General features: G+C 56.7%; 13 protein-coding genes. 4 read left to right on the top strand and 9 right to left on the bottom strand.

What is annotated here, in order from left to right; translation table 11 throughout:
- Positions 1-68: 68 nt before the first annotated feature.
- From NFS35_RS01150 to NFS35_RS01130, 5 genes are all read right to left on the bottom strand, one after another.
- A complete protein-coding gene (locus NFS35_RS01150; protein WP_251205311.1) occupies positions 69-806 on the bottom strand; it encodes a type 1 glutamine amidotransferase in 738 nt (245 codons plus the stop codon).
- Positions 803-2,161: a Mur ligase family protein gene (locus NFS35_RS01145; RefSeq protein ID WP_251205418.1), complete on the bottom strand. Its 1,359-nt coding sequence runs from the start codon at positions 2,159-2,161 to the stop codon at positions 803-805. The genes NFS35_RS01150 and NFS35_RS01145 overlap by 4 nt, the downstream gene beginning before the upstream one ends.
- A gap of 183 nt (positions 2,162-2,344) precedes the next feature.
- Positions 2,345-2,998, bottom strand: a complete 654-nt coding sequence (aat, locus tag NFS35_RS01140; protein WP_251205310.1) for a leucyl/phenylalanyl-tRNA--protein transferase — start codon at positions 2,996-2,998, stop codon at positions 2,345-2,347.
- A gap of 3 nt (positions 2,999-3,001) precedes the next feature.
- Positions 3,002-5,614 carry an AAA family ATPase gene (locus NFS35_RS01135; RefSeq protein ID WP_251205309.1) on the bottom strand — a complete coding sequence of 871 codons (2,613 nt, stop codon included), beginning with the start codon at positions 5,612-5,614 and terminating at the stop codon, positions 3,002-3,004.
- Between the two features lie 2 nt (positions 5,615-5,616).
- Positions 5,617-5,916: an ATP-dependent Clp protease adaptor ClpS gene (locus NFS35_RS01130; RefSeq protein ID WP_251205308.1), complete on the bottom strand. Its 300-nt coding sequence runs from the start codon at positions 5,914-5,916 to the stop codon at positions 5,617-5,619.
- 180 nt (positions 5,917-6,096) lie between these two features.
- Here NFS35_RS01130 and NFS35_RS01125 point away from each other — a divergent pair, with 180 nt between their 5' ends.
- The 4 genes from NFS35_RS01125 to NFS35_RS01110 all read left to right on the top strand — a co-directional run bounded on the left by NFS35_RS01125 (position 6,097) and on the right by NFS35_RS01110 (position 9,728).
- A complete protein-coding gene (locus tag NFS35_RS01125; RefSeq protein ID WP_251205307.1) occupies positions 6,097-7,491 on the top strand; it encodes a phospholipase D-like domain-containing protein in 1,395 nt (464 codons plus the stop codon).
- Positions 7,492-7,596: 105 nt separating this feature from the next.
- Positions 7,597-8,541, top strand: a complete 945-nt coding sequence (locus tag NFS35_RS01120) for a hypothetical protein (RefSeq protein WP_251205306.1) — start codon at positions 7,597-7,599, stop codon at positions 8,539-8,541.
- Positions 8,542-8,554: 13 nt separating this feature from the next.
- Positions 8,555-8,791: a helix-turn-helix domain-containing protein gene (locus NFS35_RS01115; RefSeq protein WP_251205305.1), complete on the top strand. Its 237-nt coding sequence runs from the start codon at positions 8,555-8,557 to the stop codon at positions 8,789-8,791.
- A complete protein-coding gene (locus NFS35_RS01110; RefSeq protein WP_251205304.1) occupies positions 8,781-9,728 on the top strand; it encodes a hypothetical protein in 948 nt (315 codons plus the stop codon). The genes NFS35_RS01115 and NFS35_RS01110 overlap by 11 nt, the downstream gene beginning before the upstream one ends.
- 112 nt (positions 9,729-9,840) lie before the next feature.
- Here NFS35_RS01110 and NFS35_RS01105 read toward each other — a convergent pair whose 3' ends face one another.
- From NFS35_RS01105 to NFS35_RS01090, 4 genes are all read right to left on the bottom strand, one after another.
- On the bottom strand, positions 9,841-10,485 hold the full coding sequence (locus NFS35_RS01105; protein WP_251205303.1) for a DsbA family oxidoreductase: 645 nt from the start codon (positions 10,483-10,485) through the stop codon (positions 9,841-9,843).
- 63 nt (positions 10,486-10,548) lie between these two features.
- Positions 10,549-12,786, bottom strand: coding sequence for a DUF2264 domain-containing protein (locus tag NFS35_RS01100; RefSeq protein WP_251205302.1), 2,238 nt, complete (start codon positions 12,784-12,786; stop codon positions 10,549-10,551).
- Positions 12,776-13,570, bottom strand: a complete 795-nt coding sequence (locus NFS35_RS01095) for a copper homeostasis protein CutC (RefSeq protein WP_251205301.1) — start codon at positions 13,568-13,570, stop codon at positions 12,776-12,778. The genes NFS35_RS01100 and NFS35_RS01095 overlap by 11 nt, the downstream gene beginning before the upstream one ends.
- Before the next feature lie 35 nt (positions 13,571-13,605).
- Complete coding sequence (locus tag NFS35_RS01090) at positions 13,606-15,741, bottom strand: alpha-L-rhamnosidase-related protein (RefSeq protein WP_251205300.1); 2,136 nt, start codon at positions 15,739-15,741, stop codon at positions 13,606-13,608.
- Between the last annotated feature and the right edge of the window lie 83 nt (positions 15,742-15,824).

Raw genomic sequence — 15,824 nt, 5'->3', positions numbered from 1 at the left:
ACGTCCTTTCGTCCCGGCAGCCATGGTTTTATCTTGATTTCGTCTGAATTTCATCCGGTTTCCGGTTTCTATCTTGACCTGCCTCCTGATGTCACCAGCCGCTCCACCATATTTCCGTTGGCCCTCAGCTCCGGCTCATCGGAAAGCTCCGTCAGGTTCACATCCTCCCCGTATCTGCGCTTCAGGGCCCTCTCCAGGAACCAGTCGCAGACTTCCGGGTTCTTCGGCAGCAGCGGTCCGTGGAGATAGGTGCCGACGGTATTCTTGTAGACCACGCCCTCATAGCCGCCGTCCCCGGTATTTCCCCGGCCGTACAGCACTCTTCCCAGAGGCGCGCAGTCCCCGATGATGGTCCGTCCGGCATGGTTTTCAAAGCCCACCACAGGAGACGCGGAAAGCGGGCTCTCCAGAATCAGGTTCCCCACCAGGCGCTCGTCGCTGCGCTCCGTGTATATATCAAGGATGCCCAAGCCTTCTATCACTTCCTCACCGGCCTTATAATATTTTCCCAGAAGCTGGTAAGCGCCGCAGACCGCAAGCACTACGCCGCCGTCTTCCACATAGTTTTTGAAATCAGGCCGAATCCGCTTCAGATAATCCACAGCCAGGGCCTGTCCCTTGTCCGAACCGCCTCCCCAGACCAGGATGTCAAGCTTTCCGAAGTCTATTTCGTCCCCGGCACATAAGGCCAGCACTTCCGCCTCCATGCCCCGCCATTCCAGCCGCTTCTTCATGCACTGGACGTTCCCGCTGTCGCCGTATAGATTGAACAGATCCGGGTACAGATGTCCTATGGTCACTTTCATTCGCTGACACGCTCCTTTCCCGCAGCCTGCATTTCGTCCAGCATCCCGATAGTACGGTACAGGCCGGAATAATTGGTGATGATATACAGATTCCGGCTCCCCCGCCTGGTAAGCTCTTCCACCGTCTCTCGGATATCTTTGCCGCAGCGGCTTGCAATGTCCTCGTACTTCAGGCGCACTTCCATGTCCGCGCCTCTGGTGCCCACTGTGACAATAGAGGCGACGCCCGCCTCATGGAGGTAGCCAAAATCCACGTCCCACAGCCAGGACACATCCTCTCCGTCCAGAACAGTGTCATTAATCTGGATGACGATATCCTTAGGTTTCGGGTCTCTGCGGATGAGGAAAATCTTCTGCTGAAAGCCCACAGGGTTTTTGGCCAGATAGAGCTGCACATGCGCTCCGTTAACCTGGTAGGCGCATTCCCTGTTATTCCCATAGTCAAAATTGCTGATGGCCTGCTCGAATCCGTCCCTGGGAGCATCCACCGCGCAGAGGGCCGCGTAGACGCTGAGCGTATTGTATACATTGTAGGGCGCCTGGGCGCCGGATTCTATCCTCCTGCCGTCTATGGTAAAAGAGTAGGCCCCATCCTTAAACTCCACATCCGTCACGGTCATGTCCGGCTCCGGGCGCTTCAGGCCGCAGTCCGGGCAGTGATAGACACCGAGCTGTCCGTAGTGGACGAAATCATATTCCAGCCTGCAGCCGCAGTCCGGACAGAAGACGCTCTCTCCCATTCCCGCCGGCATATCGTCGGCAATCCGCTCGCCGATGCCATAGGTCAGCTTCGGATTCCCGCAGCCTGCCGCCAGCGTATAGGAGCAGATATCATCGCAGTTGGTAATCAGTTTCGCCTCCGGCACGGTCCCCATGGCTTTCTGAATCTGATTGCAGGTGATGTCCACCTCGCAGGTTCTGTCCAGCTGATCTCTGAAAATATTGGTCACCAGCACGCAGTCCGGCTTTATCTCGGGAAAGACCTTCACGGAAGCCATCTCGTCCACCTCGACGCAGGCATAGTCCGCGTCCAGCCGCCCGCTCTTTTTCGCCGCCAGGACGAACGAGGTGGTGGCGCCGTCCATCAGATTGGCCCCCATCCTGTTCCAGACCACCCGTTTCCCGGACTCGCTCAGCACATGGGCCAAAAGGCTGGTGGTAGTGGTCTTGCCGTTGGTTCCTGTGACGGCTATGGTCTTCTCCTTTACCATGCTGCTCAGCACGGACAGAATCTCCGGGTCTATCTTCCTGGCCACCCGCCCGGGAAAGGAGGAACCGTTCCCCTTGCCCAGCTTGCGGCTCACTGCGCAGGCAAGCTTCCCGCACCACACCGCAATTCTGCTCCGCAATCTCATCTTCTGCACCCCGCTTCCCTGTCCGCGGATTTTTCCGCCCCGCAAAGCAACCCCGTCAATTTATTCATAAGTCTCTCCTTTCGGATATGCGCTTTTATCCGTTAATTTTTGTTTTCAATACCGCACTCCCATAAAACTTGCACGACTCCCGGCGGCCTGCGGTATATTTCGATTTCCTCTCGCTCACCGTCCCGTGCCCTCCGCCAGCATCCTGTCATATTCCTCCCAGGAAATATATCTGCCGCCCATGCTCTCCAGATGCTCCGTATGGAACTGGCAGTCCATGAACAGGAAGCGGCTGCGCTCCAGCAGCCTGGCAAAGGCAATCAGAGCCGCCTTGGAGCCGTTCTCCTTTTCCGAGAACATGCTCTCCCCGAAAAAGCACCTGCCGATGGACACCCCGTACAGGCCTCCCGCCAGCTGGCCGTCCTCCGACACCTCCGCGCTGACGGCATATCCCGATTCATGGAGCCGCAGATAAGCCTCCTCCATCTCATCAGAAATCCATGTGCCCTCCTTAAATTCCCTCATGGTACGGCACCGGTGCATGGTGTCCGCGAAATCCCGGTTCAGTTCCAGCCTGAGTTTATGCTTCTTCCAATATTTCCGCATGGAATGGGAAATATGTATCTCCTCCGGGAAAATCACGAATCTCTCTCTGGGACACCACCACAATATCTCCTCCCCCGGGTCATACCAGGGAAAAATCCCATGGGTGTAGGCCAGCAGAAGCCGCTCCACAGTCAGATCCCCGCCCACCGCCAGCAGGCCGTCCCGGCGGGCATACATGGGACTGGGAAAAGAAATCTCCCCCTCATTCAGCCGATAGACAGGCATATGTCATCTCTCCCTCCCTGAAATGCCGCTTTCTTTTCCAGGGGAAAGCATAAGCCCGAACTTCCCGTCCGCCTCCGTCAGGGTACAGGTCCCCCCGTCTTTCAGCGCTCCGAACAAAATCTCGTCCACCAGCAGCGGCTTGACTTCTCCCTGAATCACCCGCTCTATCTCACGGGCGCCGAATTCCGCGCTGATGCCTTTCTTTTCCGTCAGTTTCTTTGCTCGTTCATCCGCGCAGAAATGTACGTTTTTGCGAAGAAGCATTTTCGCCAGCTCTCCCAGCTTCCTCTCCACAATCTGCTCCGCCATCTTCCCGTCCATACCCCGGAAAACCACAATCCGGTTCAGACGGTTGCGGAACTCCGGCTGGAAGATTCGCTTCACTTCCTCTAAAATGACATCGCTGCCAACATCCTGGCCCTGGAAGCCGATTCCGTGCTTTCCGATCCGGCTGGCTCCCGCATTGGAGGTCATGATGATGATGACATTGCGGAAGTCCGCTTTCCTGCCCTGATTGTCCGTCAACGTGGCATAATCCATGGCCTGTAGCAGGATATTGTAGATATCCGGGTGGGCCTTTTCAATCTCGTCCAGCAGGAGCACCGCGTGGGGATTCTTCCGAATCTCCTCCGTGAGGAGACCTCCCTCCTCGTAGCCCACATATCCTGCCGGCGCGCCTATCAGCTTGGCCACGGCATGCTTCTCCCCGTATTCGCTCATGTCAAATCGAATCAGCCGGATGCCCAGCTCCGCCGCAAGGCTCTTCGCAATCTCCGTCTTGCCCACGCCCGTGGGGCCCACGAACAGGAGGCTCGCCAGGGGCTTGCCCTCCTCCAAAAGGCCTGCCCTGGAGAACTTCACGGCATTGACCACCTGGGAGATGGCCTCCTCCTGGCCGAAGACCTTTGCTTTCAGGCGTCCTTCCAACGTGGCAAGGGCGGCGGTCTCATCGCTCTCCACTACCTGTTTGGGAATCTGGCATGTTCTGGATAATATTTCGTCAATCAGCTTACGGTTCACTGTCTGTATGGTTCCCGCTCTGCCTGATGCCCCATCATCCGGCAGGCAGCCGTCCTCCTGCGGCGGCGCGGCCCCCGAATCGACTTTTTGGACATTCCCCTCCGCTGCCCGGGAATCCACCGGGATATCCCCCTCTCTGGAAACGCCCTCTCCCCTCTGTCCTACAGGCTGCATTTCCCACGGTGTTTTGTCCGGCAGTCCCGCAGACTCCTCTCCCATGGGGTGAATCCTGCGATAAGCGCCGGCCTCATCAATCAAATCAATCGCCTTATCCGGCAGATAGCGCTCATTGATATATTTCGCGCTCATCTCCACCGCGTATTCCAGCACGCCCACCTCATAGCGGACACCGTGGAACGATTCATAATTCTCCCGCAGCCCCTCCAGAATCCGGACGGCGTCCGCGGTTTCCGGCTCTTTGATATCGATGTTCCGGAAACGCCTGACCAGACTTTTGTTTTTCTCGAAATGCTTCTTGTACTCCTCATAGGTGGTGGCTCCGATGAAGCGGATATGCCCCCGGGCCAGATAGGGCTTGAGCATGTTAGAGATATCGAAGCTCCCTCCGTTCACCGCGCCTGCCCCTACGATGTTATGAATCTCATCGATGTAGACGATGGGCTTCTCCTGTCGGGCGATGCTGTCCATGACCCGCTTGAAGCGCTTCTCGAAATCTCCCCGGTACTGGGTGCCGGCCAGCAGGCTGCCCAGATCCAGGGCAAAAATCCTTGCTCCCGCCAGGGGCGCGGGAACCTTTCCCTCGTTCAAAAGCCTGGCCAGACCGTACGTGATGGCGGTCTTGCCCACGCCGGGCTCTCCGATGTGCAGGGGGTTGTTCTTCTCTTTCCGGCAGAGAATCTGCATGGTCCGCTCCAGCTCCTCCGCCCGGCCGATCAGAGGATTCGTCCCCTCCAGCCCGTCGTTCAGGCAGGTGGCGTACTGCTGCCAGAAGTTGTCCTGAGCCGACGCTTCGCCGTCTTCCTCATCGCCCCAGTCTTCCTCGCCATCTGTCCCGACCTCATCCTCCATGCCTGATTCCTTGCCAAAGCCCGTTTCCTCATCCTCCGGACCGACAGATTGCCGTCCTTTGCCGCCCGGTGCGGCCGGAGCTGTCTGATACGCCTTTCTCCCGGCGGCATTTTTGCCACGCTTTTTTTCCAGGGAAATCTCCTCGTAAGCCACAGTCATCTCCTGCAGCAAATCCACCCGCTCCACTCCCTGTTTCCGCAGGAAATAGACCGCGTAACTCTCTGTGAGCCCATACATGGCCGAGATGAGATGGGGCAGCTCCATCATCGGCTTGTCGCTGTTCCGGGAAGTCTCCCACCCATGGGCCATCACATCCCCCATGCCCTGGGAAAGCTGGGGCTCCTGCCCGGAATCCGCCCCCTGTTCCATATATTCCTCCAGATAATTCCGCAGATCCATATCCAGCTCTCTCAGGTTCCCGCCGCAGTTTTCAAAGGCCCTGGCGAACACCGGGTTCTGGCAGGCCGCGTACAGCGCCACTTCCGGCGTCACATATTCAAAGCGGGCAGCCTTTGCCGTGGAAAAGGCCTTTTCAATGAGTTCCGCCACTTCGCTTGATACGTACATATTCACGCCTCCTCCACTGTCATCCGGAAAGGGTAGCCCTGCTCCTTTGCCAACCCTAAGGCTGTCTGCACCTTTGTCACTGCGATGTCATAAGGATAGGCTCCTATCACCGCCCGGCCGCTTTCATGCACCATCAGCATCAGCCGCTCCGCCTCCGGAACGCTTTTGTGGAAGATGTCAATCAGCACCTCCACCACGAACTCCATGGTGGTGAAGTCGTCATTGTGCATGACCACCCGGTAATGCTTCGGCTCCCGTATATTGATTCTTGTCTTTTCTCTTGTCTGTCCCTGTACTGACATAATGTTTTCCTGATTCCTTTTCTGTCATCCATTTCTTTACTTCTTCCTAGTATAAATCCTTGCGGGGAAAATAGCAATTCTTTCTTTTCCCTTTCCCATTGCCCCATCCCCTCATTTGATGTATATTTGAATCAGAAACCCCAAAAAACATTACAGCGGAACAAAAAGAGGTGTCTGTCCATGAAAAAACACAGATTGCGGAAAATATGCATCATACTTCTCCTGCTTCTGGCCTATGCCTGCGCCATAGTGCTCCCCTACTCCAGACAGCCTGCCGTCACGGCGGATACCATGGAGCAATTCTCCGCCTCCGGCTTTTACGGAAATACGGACACTTGCGAACGAGCTATGGTTATTTCTGACAACGGCGAAGCCCTGGCCGAGCGTATCCGCCTGATCTCCCAGGCAGAAGATGAAATCATCCTGAGCACTTTCGACTTCAACGCGGATGTCAGCGGCAGAATGCTGCTGGCCGCACTGTATCAGGCGGCCGGGCGCGGGGTACATGTGAGCATCCTGGTGGACGGCATTTCCTATGCCACGGGAATCCTTGGAAATTCCTGGTTTTATGCGCTGACTGAGAACGAAAACGTGGAATTCAAAATCTATAACCCCTTAAATCCCCTCAAGCCCTGGGAATTCATGGGACGGCTCCACGATAAATATCTGATGGCAGACCGAACAGCCTACATCCTGGGCGGCAGGAACTGCTATGACTTTTTTCTGGGGGACCATGACGGCTACAAGAACTACGACTGGGATGTGCTGGTCTGCTGCGAGGAGGGGGAGGATTTCTCTTCCATGGAGCAGCTGCGGGAATATTTTGAATCCGTCTGGGAGCTGGATGCCTGCCATGCCGTCAGCGGAGGAAGCACCAAAAAACAGGGCGACCTCCAGGCCCTTTACAGCCAGATGCAGGAGGAACATGCCGACTGGTTCCAGCCTGTGGACTACAGGGAACTGACCGTCCCGGCCCGCCGGATCCGGCTGGTGTCCAACCCGGTCCACACCCGCGCCAAGGAGCCCGTGGTCTTCTATTCCATCACGGAACTGATGGAACAGGCACAGGAATCCGTCTTCATCCATACTCCCTATATCCTGTGCGACGACTGGATGCTGGGACAGCTCTCGGACATCTGCGCCCAGGTGCCGGAGGTACATATGATGACCAATTCCGTGGCCAACAACGGAAATCCCTTCGGGGCCATGGACTACTATATCAATAAAGAAAAACTGCTGGACAGCGGCGTCAATATGTCGGAGTACGACAGCGGTGTCTCCTATCACGGGAAATGCTTTACCGTGGACGACCGCCTTTCTGCCATCGGCTCTTTCAACTGGGATATGCGCAGCGCCTATCTGGACACGGAGCTGATGCTGGTCATAGACAGCCCGGAACTGAATGCCATTCTCCGGGAAGAAATGGGGGCTTATGAGCGGGAGGCCCTGAAAGTCATCGATGCGGACTCCTACGATCTGGCGGAGGGCCAGATTCCCCAGCCTCTTTCCTCCGGGAAAGAATTCCGGCTTAAACTTCTTTACCGTCTGGCGTACTGGGCCAGATTTCTGATGTAATTTTCGGCCTCAAAATTATTGACAAACGATAATTTCTGTGATACTCTGTTTTCAGAATTATCGCAAAACAATAATTTCAGACTTTGAAAACTATGAGGTACGGACATGGACTATATCACTTTTCCCTGGGAACAGCTGGGCCTGGCCCTGCGCCGCCTTTCCCTGTCCGGCGGCATGGGCAATGCGGCCGCTTGGATTCTGTTCATCGCTCTCGGCGCTCTCCCTCTGATTGCCGCTGCCTTTCTCCTGTACAGGCGCATGGGCCACAGGACAGATTTCCTGCTGGCCGTCCTGTCGGCGGCGCTCTTCGTCGGGCTGTGGTTTTTCATAAACCCCTCTTATATGGACCGCTATCTGTCCCCGATCCCCACAGGCGGGAATGCCAAATATGCCCTGGCCGCCGTCATCGACAGTCTGCTGCTGACCTGGCTGCTGCTGCGCTTCCTGCTTCGCATGGAAACGGAGTCTTCCATGGCGGGCAGGCTTCCGGAGCTTCCTATAGGAGAGAATCTTCCCGGGGGAGAAAGGCATTTCCAGAGGAAGCTGCTGCTCCTGCTGCGCATGCTGCTGAATCTATACGCGCTGGCTCTGGCCGTGAGCCTTGTGGCAGAGGGCGTCACAGAATTCAGAGAGTCCCTGGCCGCTTTGCAGGAAAACAACACCGGTTCCGGCGATTTCCTGCTCACAGTCAGCGCCCTGTTCCTGGCCCTTCAGTCCGGCATAGGCCTGCTGCCCGCCGTGGCCCAGATTGCCCTGCTTCTCATGACGGGCCTCTTCCTGCGCTGCTATGAAAAAGAGCCTTTCGGCCCAAAATCCTGTCTCCGGATGGAACAGCTGAAAAAGAACAGCGGACGGCTGCTGCTGTTGCTCCTGCTGGCCAATGTAAGCTTTAACGTGCTGCAGCTGCTCCTCTCCCGGTTCCTCCTGACCAGCTGCCACAGAATCCTGTTCCCGCTGCGGGAAATCATCGTCATGCTGGGCATCCGGACGCTGAGTTTCCTGTATCTGGAAAGCAAGCGCCTGAAGGAAGATAACGACATGTTCATCTAGGGGAGACGGAAGCATGGCAATACGTATATATCTTGACGAAATTTTAAAAGAACGCCATATGACCTCCAAGGAACTGTGCCGGCTGGTGGGCATCACGGAGGCGAACCTGTCCATCCTGCGCAGCGGCAGGGCAAAGGGCGTCCGCTTCGGCACGGTGAATAAGATATGCTATTATCTGGAATGCGATGTGGGCGATATCTTGAAATTTGACGGAAAACCGGATGAGGAGGAACCGGAATATGAAGCTTAAACTTATGCGGGAAACAGGCAAAATACGGCTGGCCCTTTTCAGAGCCCCCGCCCGGATAGCTGCCCTGGTGATCTGCCTTGCGGCAGTCCCTGTCTTAAGCGGCTGCAGCCTGGCCCTGGAGGATGTATCCACAGGAAAAGACCGGCTGGCCGGTGTCTTTGTGACCAGAAATTATATCGAACCGGGCCTCCCCTCCCTGGAAGTGAATTCCCGCGGGGAAATCGTTGCAAAGGATACCGGGCCCGAGAAAATATATGGCTGCTGCAGCAGCTCTGCAGAGAGCCCTTCCGTGGTCATTTTCCCCGGTCTGGAGGGATACGGCATCTACAATCTGCAGATTTCGGAGGAAGAGACGCAGGAGCCCGCAAGATACGGCACATGCGATTTTCCGTTCTCAAATCTCCATTTTAACGTATCCGATGAGGAGGAGAGCATGGAGGCTGACCTCTGCGTCCCCACGGCCGTTTCTGCCCGATACTATTTCAATCCTGTCTACCAGCAGGAGGACGGGCAGATTTATCTGCTGGCCGGTTCCGGGGTATCCACGGACTCCTTTGTGGACGGGCAGAAATTGGGCCACAGCATTTCCGAGTCTGTCAGCCGGACCGAAAACGGAGAACAGTCCTCTCAGACCATGCGCTTCACAATAAATATCGTTGCCGCCGTGCCTCCCCGGGAGACGGAACTGTTCCTTATGAATCAGGAGAACAGGCCGCTTGCATGCCTGTCGGACGAACAGCTGGAGACTCTGTCCGAGACAGGCGAGCCCCTGGTTCTTCCCGCCGATGTGTCCTATCTGGTTCTGCGGCAGTCCATGCCCGGAGACCAGCCGGACATCCACAGCCTCTTTGACCGCAGCCACTCCAGCCTGGAGTATCTGACACCGGCAGAGGACGGGTATCTGGGCTACTGTTCCGTGGCTCTGGAGTGGCCTTAACGCCACTCCAGAGCCACGGCTATTCAATACCCCACCCTTTCCGCAGAATCCCGTCATGGACCGCATCCCCTCTGCAGATGCCATGTTCCAGCGCATCGTGCCACAGAGCTTCTCAGCCACAGCCATCCACTCCACAGGCAAATCCGCCTCCCGCGGATGCCTGGCCTTGCCGGAGTATCTGAATCATCTCTTCTTTAGTATACTTCTCCACGCAGACGCTTTCGCCATTGATATAGATGGCAGGGACACCTCCTACTTTCAGCACATCCCTGGAGCGGGCCGTCTCCTCTTTCACCTGTCCCGTATAAATCCCTTTCATCAGCGCCTGCCTGAAATCATCGCGGGCAAGCCCCGCCATTCCCGCGATTTCACACAGGGTATCCAATTCCCCGATATCCTGCTCCTGTTCAAAATAAGCTCGGTATACCAAGTCGGAATAAACCTCTTCCAGCCCTTTCTCCCGGGCAAAATAGAAGCCCTCGAAAGCAAGCCGCGTGTAAGGCCTGGGGCAGACCGCGGGAGGCAGCTTCATGTCAAGCCCCAGCGCCCCGGCCGGCTCCGCCAGAATCTGGTAATGCTTCTTGCGAACCTCGTCATGGCAGGTATCCACCCGCTCAACGGGCTCCGGCGTCAGTTCCAGGGGCTGTACCTGAATACAAGCCTCGATGCCTGTCTCTTTCAGGGCCTCCTCCAGCGCCACCTTTGCCACCAGACAGTAGGGGCACACAAAATCTGTTACGAATAAAATGTCCAGCATGGCTTTCTCTCCTTCCTGTGCACCTCTCGGCTCAAGATACTTTATGACATATAAGTCCTACGTCTACAGCATCAACCGCCCCTCCATACCGTCAAAGTCAACAACCTTTTCACTGCCATCTTTCATCCGGATCACCACCGGCCCAAAGCTGCCGCAGCCCTCCGGATCCGCGCAGATTACCTCTGCCACAGGAAACAGCTCCTCCCCGCCAAAGTCCTCATGGCTCTCTTTCGTAATCACCTGGGAAATCAGCACATAAGGCTCAAAGCCGCCGTAATGTTTCTTCCTCTCCATGGAAGCGTACAGGATAACGGACTTCTCCGAATCCGGGTTCGTCCCTCTGCTGCGCACCAAACCCAGCCCCTGCCATCCGTCATAAACAGTCATGGCCATCTGTTTTTCACAGCCTGTAGCGTCTGTGCCCTTTAAGATAATGGCTTTTGCGTTTCCGCAGGTTTTTTTGATAACTTCAGTCCCATTGTCCGGGAATCCGTAGGAGCCCAGGGTCACAGTCACGGGCGCCTTGTACAGCCGCAGCCTGTCCGCCCGCAGAATACCGTATGGCACCGCAAAATCCGCCAGGTTCATGGCCTGTATCCAATGGCATTCCGTCTCCAGATTGTAGCCGAAAAATTGTCTTCGGTACAGCACGCCATCCCTTTGCCCATACCAGAAAGTCACGTTCGCTTTCTCCGGCGCCCGCAATCCGGATCCTGCCTTTCCCGATTTACCGTTTCCCGCGTCATGGTATCCTTCCGGCAGCGGGCCGTCTCTCAGGACATACTGCTGAGCCTCCACACAAAACCCGCCTCCCTTGTCCGCAGATTCGCTCCGGGCTGCATTTTCCCCTAACCCCTCATCCGAACAGGCACAAACGCTCTCCTCCGGACTCCGCACTAACTCCGGAGCATACGCCCGCGGCGCCGCCTCCCAGGGATACTTGGTATTGTAGCAGAGCTTGGAATAATTCCACATCCCATGCTCGTCCCCCGGCTGCTTCACCACCTTGCCCGTGCGCAGGATGGTCTCCCCGTTGGCCTGATGATTAGAGAAACACAAGGCCGGCCCATCCAGGCAGGTCACCTTGACTTCCCCCTCTCCCAGCTCCTCCCAGGTACCGTTGTTCTCCTTCGCCGTCCAGAAAGGATGGTCCGCGGGCAGATGCAGGCACAGGAAAGCCTTGCCCAGCCAAAAAGGCGACTCCGCGCAGGAATACCCCTGCACCAGAGGCGAGAACTGCCCGTAGAAACCAAGGGCAGGCACTCCCTGATACAGGAAATCCTCCCTGCTTAGGAACTGCATCAGGGAACCGGAGGAAATCCGCCTGGCCCGTCCAGGATCTGCCCTGCCCTCAGGCATGCCGCCCGGCATCATCAGATTGCCGTCAAAGGCGCTGGTAGCCGCATTGCGGTAGATGTTGCTGCGCCCCCACATATTCGTCCAGCCGTCCCTGTCGAAGAAGTCCCCATAGGTCTCCATGAGCCTGTTGGAATTCTCTTCAAACCGTTTGGCAATATACGGTTCATTCTCATATCCGTACCAGAGATTCCAGATAGGACCGTACACATTAAAGGCCCAGCAGGAATAATAATCGAAAGAATGTCCGTCCCGGTACCAGCCGTCCCCGGCATAATAAGCCAGGATGGCCTGGGCATGATCGCGCATCACATCCTTTTCGACGGGATACCCCTCCATGTGCAGGAACGCCATGTCCAGCATATTGAACAGCCGCCAATTCTGGGGCACCGTGCTGGCATGGGCATAGCTGTCCAGGAATCCGGCAATCACGTCTTTCTCCGCTTTCGTGTAGGTATCCCAGATCTGCTTTTTGCTCACCCACAGGCAGATGACCAGCGCGCAGGTCTCCACGGTCTGCTGGAAAGTCCTGTACGGATCCGTATGCCCTGTAATCTCCTGCTGGTCCTCATAAGTGCCCACGTAGAGGGCGTCCCCTCTGGTGCACACCCGCAGCACCTGGTTCTTATAATATTCCGCTATCGGATACCCGCACACTGTCAGGTCAGGCACATTGCCGATCATCGGCGCGGCGATGAAAAAGGAGCGGGTCAGCCCCTCGAACACCTCAGCCGTGCGCTGGACGGTCTGGGCTTCCTCCGAATCTTTCAGATGGGGATATGTGATCTCTGTCTCTTTTCTCGGCATGACCACAGGCTTCTGGAAATCATCGATATTCCGGAAAATTCCCTCCAGCATGTATCTGCCAGCCTCCAGCCAGCTCTCCCTGGTAAGCCCCGTGTAAGGGCTCAATTCAAAATCCAATGTCTTCGGCTCAAATTTCATCCCTGTCTTTCCCCCTGTTCCACTCCCCGGCCAGTCCGGCCGCCTCGTCCAGCACCCGCCTGGCCTCCTGTATCTTCTCCCGGGCCGTGCGGAATATCTCATATTCTCCCAGCCCCGGCACGCCCATGGACACCTCCTGCCTCCTGCAGGCCATGCCGCTGTCCAGTACGGTCTTGCCGGACATATGGTAGCTGGAGGCTCTTGTGGCCGGAATCATCTGACGGATGACCGAAGCGTCCACACCGCCTCCTGCCATGATGTCCACCTGGCCGCCGCTTTCCCGCACCAACCCGGCAATCAGCTCCCTGCCCTCCATGCAGCCGTTCTTCTGGCCGGAGGTGAGGATGGTCCCGATTCCCAGGTCCTTTGCCTGTTCCAGCGCCTCATAGGGGTCTCTGCACATGTCAAAAGCCCGGTGGAGCGTCATGCTCATAGGGCCGGCGGCCTCTCTGAGCGCTTTCATCCGCTCTGTATCCAGGGAGCCGTCCGGCAATAGACAGCCCACCACCACGCCGTCCGCCCCCAGCTCCCGGTAGAGCGCCACACTGCGGGCGACGATGGCGAACTCGTGCTCCGTATACAGGAAATCCCCATACCTGGGCCGGATGAGCACATGAATCCTGGTATCCGCAAGCTCCCTTACTTTTTCATACAATGCCTGTTCCGGCGTGGTGCCTCCTATAATCAGATTTGCGCACAGTTCCAAACGGTCCGCCCCTCCTTTTACAGCCTCCACCGCCGATTCCGCGGAGTCGATACATGCCTCCAGAATATATTGTTTCAACTGCAGCCTCCTTTCCGCATCTTTTGCCCGTCTGCCTACCCCTCTATGCCGTAGATGCCGGCAAGCCAGTAGATGACATGGGAGGCAAACCCGTGATTGCAGCTGGCATAGGGCGTATCGTTCTCCCACAGAGTGCCTGTGAGCCTGGCCATCTTGGCGAAATATCCGCGGATGTTCCCGACCACGTCCTCGTGCAGCCCCTCTCTGTACAGCAGCTCGATGCGCAGGTAATTGCCGATGAACGCATTGGCGAAAGCCACCTCCGGATGCAGTCCCAGTTCCCTGCGCCCGGGACCGAAATCCCGAATCAGCATCTCCCACAGCGCGGCGTCCTCCTCTTTCGTGGCCGTGCCGGTAAAGAATGCGTAATACTGACAGACCTCCGTGCAATTGCCCGGATTCACCAGCCCGCTTTCCGTCCTGCGCTCATTGTCCGTGTAGAATGTTCCGTTGAAAGAACGCTCCCTAATCACCTGTCTCAGGCGGGACGCTTTCTCCTCCAGAGACTTCTCCCCATAGAGAGACGCCACTGCTTTCAGCATCCTCATATACAGCATGTTCGACGGGAAGTTGATTTCCTGGACCACATCCGGGTCATTTGCCCTGGACCACTCCAGGAATACCCAGCCGTCCAGCTTCTCCAGCAGGCCGGATTCATTCTCAAAGGGGCGGAAATAATCCACCAGCGCCATGACTCTTTTCTTCGCACGGTCCACCAGCTCCCTGTCGCCGCTGCGCTCCAGATACTCCTCCAGCTCCAGCACGAACCACATGGCCCAGTTTGGAATAAAGAGGCCGTCATTGTGGTCAGAGGGGTAGCACATGGGCAGCATCCCCTCCGGCAGGAATTCAAATTTTTCCGCCAGGATAAAGTTCTCCAGGAAAGTCCGCTCCACCAGGCATTCCCCGGTCAGCACATGCTCCACCCTGGAGGTGAAGAAGCTGTCGCAGAGCCATCCTGCCCGCTCTCTGGAGGGGCAGTCCATGAAGACATCCACCGCGTTGGACAGATAGGATTCCTTTGCCGCCTGATAAATCGCCTCCAGCTGCCCATCCTCCGGCAGCTTCACTCTGCGCTGCACAGGCGGATGCTTGTACTCCACCAGCTCCAGTCCCCGGACTGTGGCTTTTCCCTTTACGATTACCTGGACATACTTCATCGTATAGGGCGCAAAGGTCATGATATGGTGGCGGCCGGCATCCAGCGCGTATTTGAAGATATTGTAGGTGCCCATGCGCAGGAAATCCAGCTTGCCGTCCACCAGCGTCTCATCGAACATCAGATAGACCGAGCAAGGTTCCCCGCACTGTACCTCCAGGCAGATGAAGCCCGTGGCATTAAAGGGAAGTTCATACAAGCCATAGCCATTCTCCAGCGCCAGCGGGAACGCATCCCCCGTGGCAGCCCCGGATGACACAAATGTCATATTCTGTCCCTCGTCCGACAGATGCTCTTCCAGCTCCTCGGGCAAATAGCCTTTCAAGGTCTTGCCCAGGCGGTCCCTCTCCCAGCCAAGCACTGGTTTGGAAGCGACTGGCGAAAATTCCGCCCGGCCGGTCTCCACCAGTGCCCGGACAGGGAGCTTCTCATATTCCGGCATCCTGACACTGCGCTTCAGGCAGCGTTTCTCAGGCTGCAGGCTCCAGGTTATCTGTGTGGATGCCTGCAGCTCTCCCCATGCCGCCTGTGTATAAAAGTCCTGCTTATCCGCCTGGAGGCGATAGCATTCCACAAAAGCTCTCTGCAGGCTGTAGCGCTGCACTTTCTGAACCCGCTGCTTCAGTTCGTGCACTGTCACGCTGTTTTCCCCGGTGGCAGCCACTGCCTGGTCTTTCAGGACAAATTCCGCTGTCAGGAAAGCGGGCTGGTCCAGGGTATCAAAAGCGTTGACATTATAGCCTGTCACCTCGATCACCGCCACATTCTCCTGTTCCGTCAGATATCCGGACAGAGGAATCTCGTCCACAGCGTAGAACCCGTGCGCCACTCTGGCAGGGCCAGCGCATACGAATGTTCCGTTTATCCGGAGCCGGTATATCGTCGATGCCGCCAGGCACAGTTTTATGTCTCCCGCCGGAATCACCGCCCGGAACGCCAGCTCGCAGTTCTTCTCCTCCTCCCGGCCCGAAGCCCAGATTGCCTGCGCTTTCCTAAATCCATATAAGTCCATGTTTTCTCCTGTTCCATTCCCCAGCGGGGAATCCGTTTTATACAGTTCGGGGCTGCCGCAGCACGACAGCCCCTTTTTTCGGC

The organism is Acetatifactor aquisgranensis (genome assembly GCF_943193215.1).
In the GTDB taxonomy this organism is placed as follows: Bacteria; Bacillota; Clostridia; order Lachnospirales; family Lachnospiraceae; genus Acetatifactor; species Acetatifactor aquisgranensis.
This window is presented reverse-complemented; position numbering and strand designations above follow the sequence as displayed.

Bases quoted from the DNA above. Each gene is read 5' to 3' on its own strand.
- aat (WP_251205310.1), bottom strand. From the start codon at position 2,998: ATGCCTGTCTATCGGCTGAATGAGGGGGAGATTTCTTTTCCCAGTCCC.
- NFS35_RS01125 (WP_251205307.1), top strand. From the start codon at position 6,097: ATGAAAAAACACAGATTGCGGAAAATATGCATCATACTTCTCCTGCTT.
- NFS35_RS01145 (WP_251205418.1), bottom strand. From the start codon at position 2,161: ATGAGATTGCGGAGCAGAATTGCGGTGTGGTGCGGGAAGCTTGCCTGC.
- NFS35_RS01100 (WP_251205302.1), bottom strand. From the start codon at position 12,786: ATGAAATTTGAGCCGAAGACATTGGATTTTGAATTGAGCCCTTACACG.
- NFS35_RS01090 (WP_251205300.1), bottom strand. From the start codon at position 15,741: ATGGACTTATATGGATTTAGGAAAGCGCAGGCAATCTGGGCTTCGGGC.
- NFS35_RS01115 (WP_251205305.1), top strand. From the start codon at position 8,555: ATGGCAATACGTATATATCTTGACGAAATTTTAAAAGAACGCCATATG.
- NFS35_RS01105 (WP_251205303.1), bottom strand. From the start codon at position 10,485: ATGCTGGACATTTTATTCGTAACAGATTTTGTGTGCCCCTACTGTCTG.
- NFS35_RS01120 (WP_251205306.1), top strand. From the start codon at position 7,597: ATGGACTATATCACTTTTCCCTGGGAACAGCTGGGCCTGGCCCTGCGC.
- NFS35_RS01110 (WP_251205304.1), top strand. From the start codon at position 8,781: ATGAAGCTTAAACTTATGCGGGAAACAGGCAAAATACGGCTGGCCCTT.
- NFS35_RS01135 (WP_251205309.1), bottom strand. From the start codon at position 5,614: ATGTACGTATCAAGCGAAGTGGCGGAACTCATTGAAAAGGCCTTTTCC.
- NFS35_RS01150 (WP_251205311.1), bottom strand. From the start codon at position 806: ATGAAAGTGACCATAGGACATCTGTACCCGGATCTGTTCAATCTATAC.
- NFS35_RS01130 (WP_251205308.1), bottom strand. From the start codon at position 5,916: ATGTCAGTACAGGGACAGACAAGAGAAAAGACAAGAATCAATATACGG.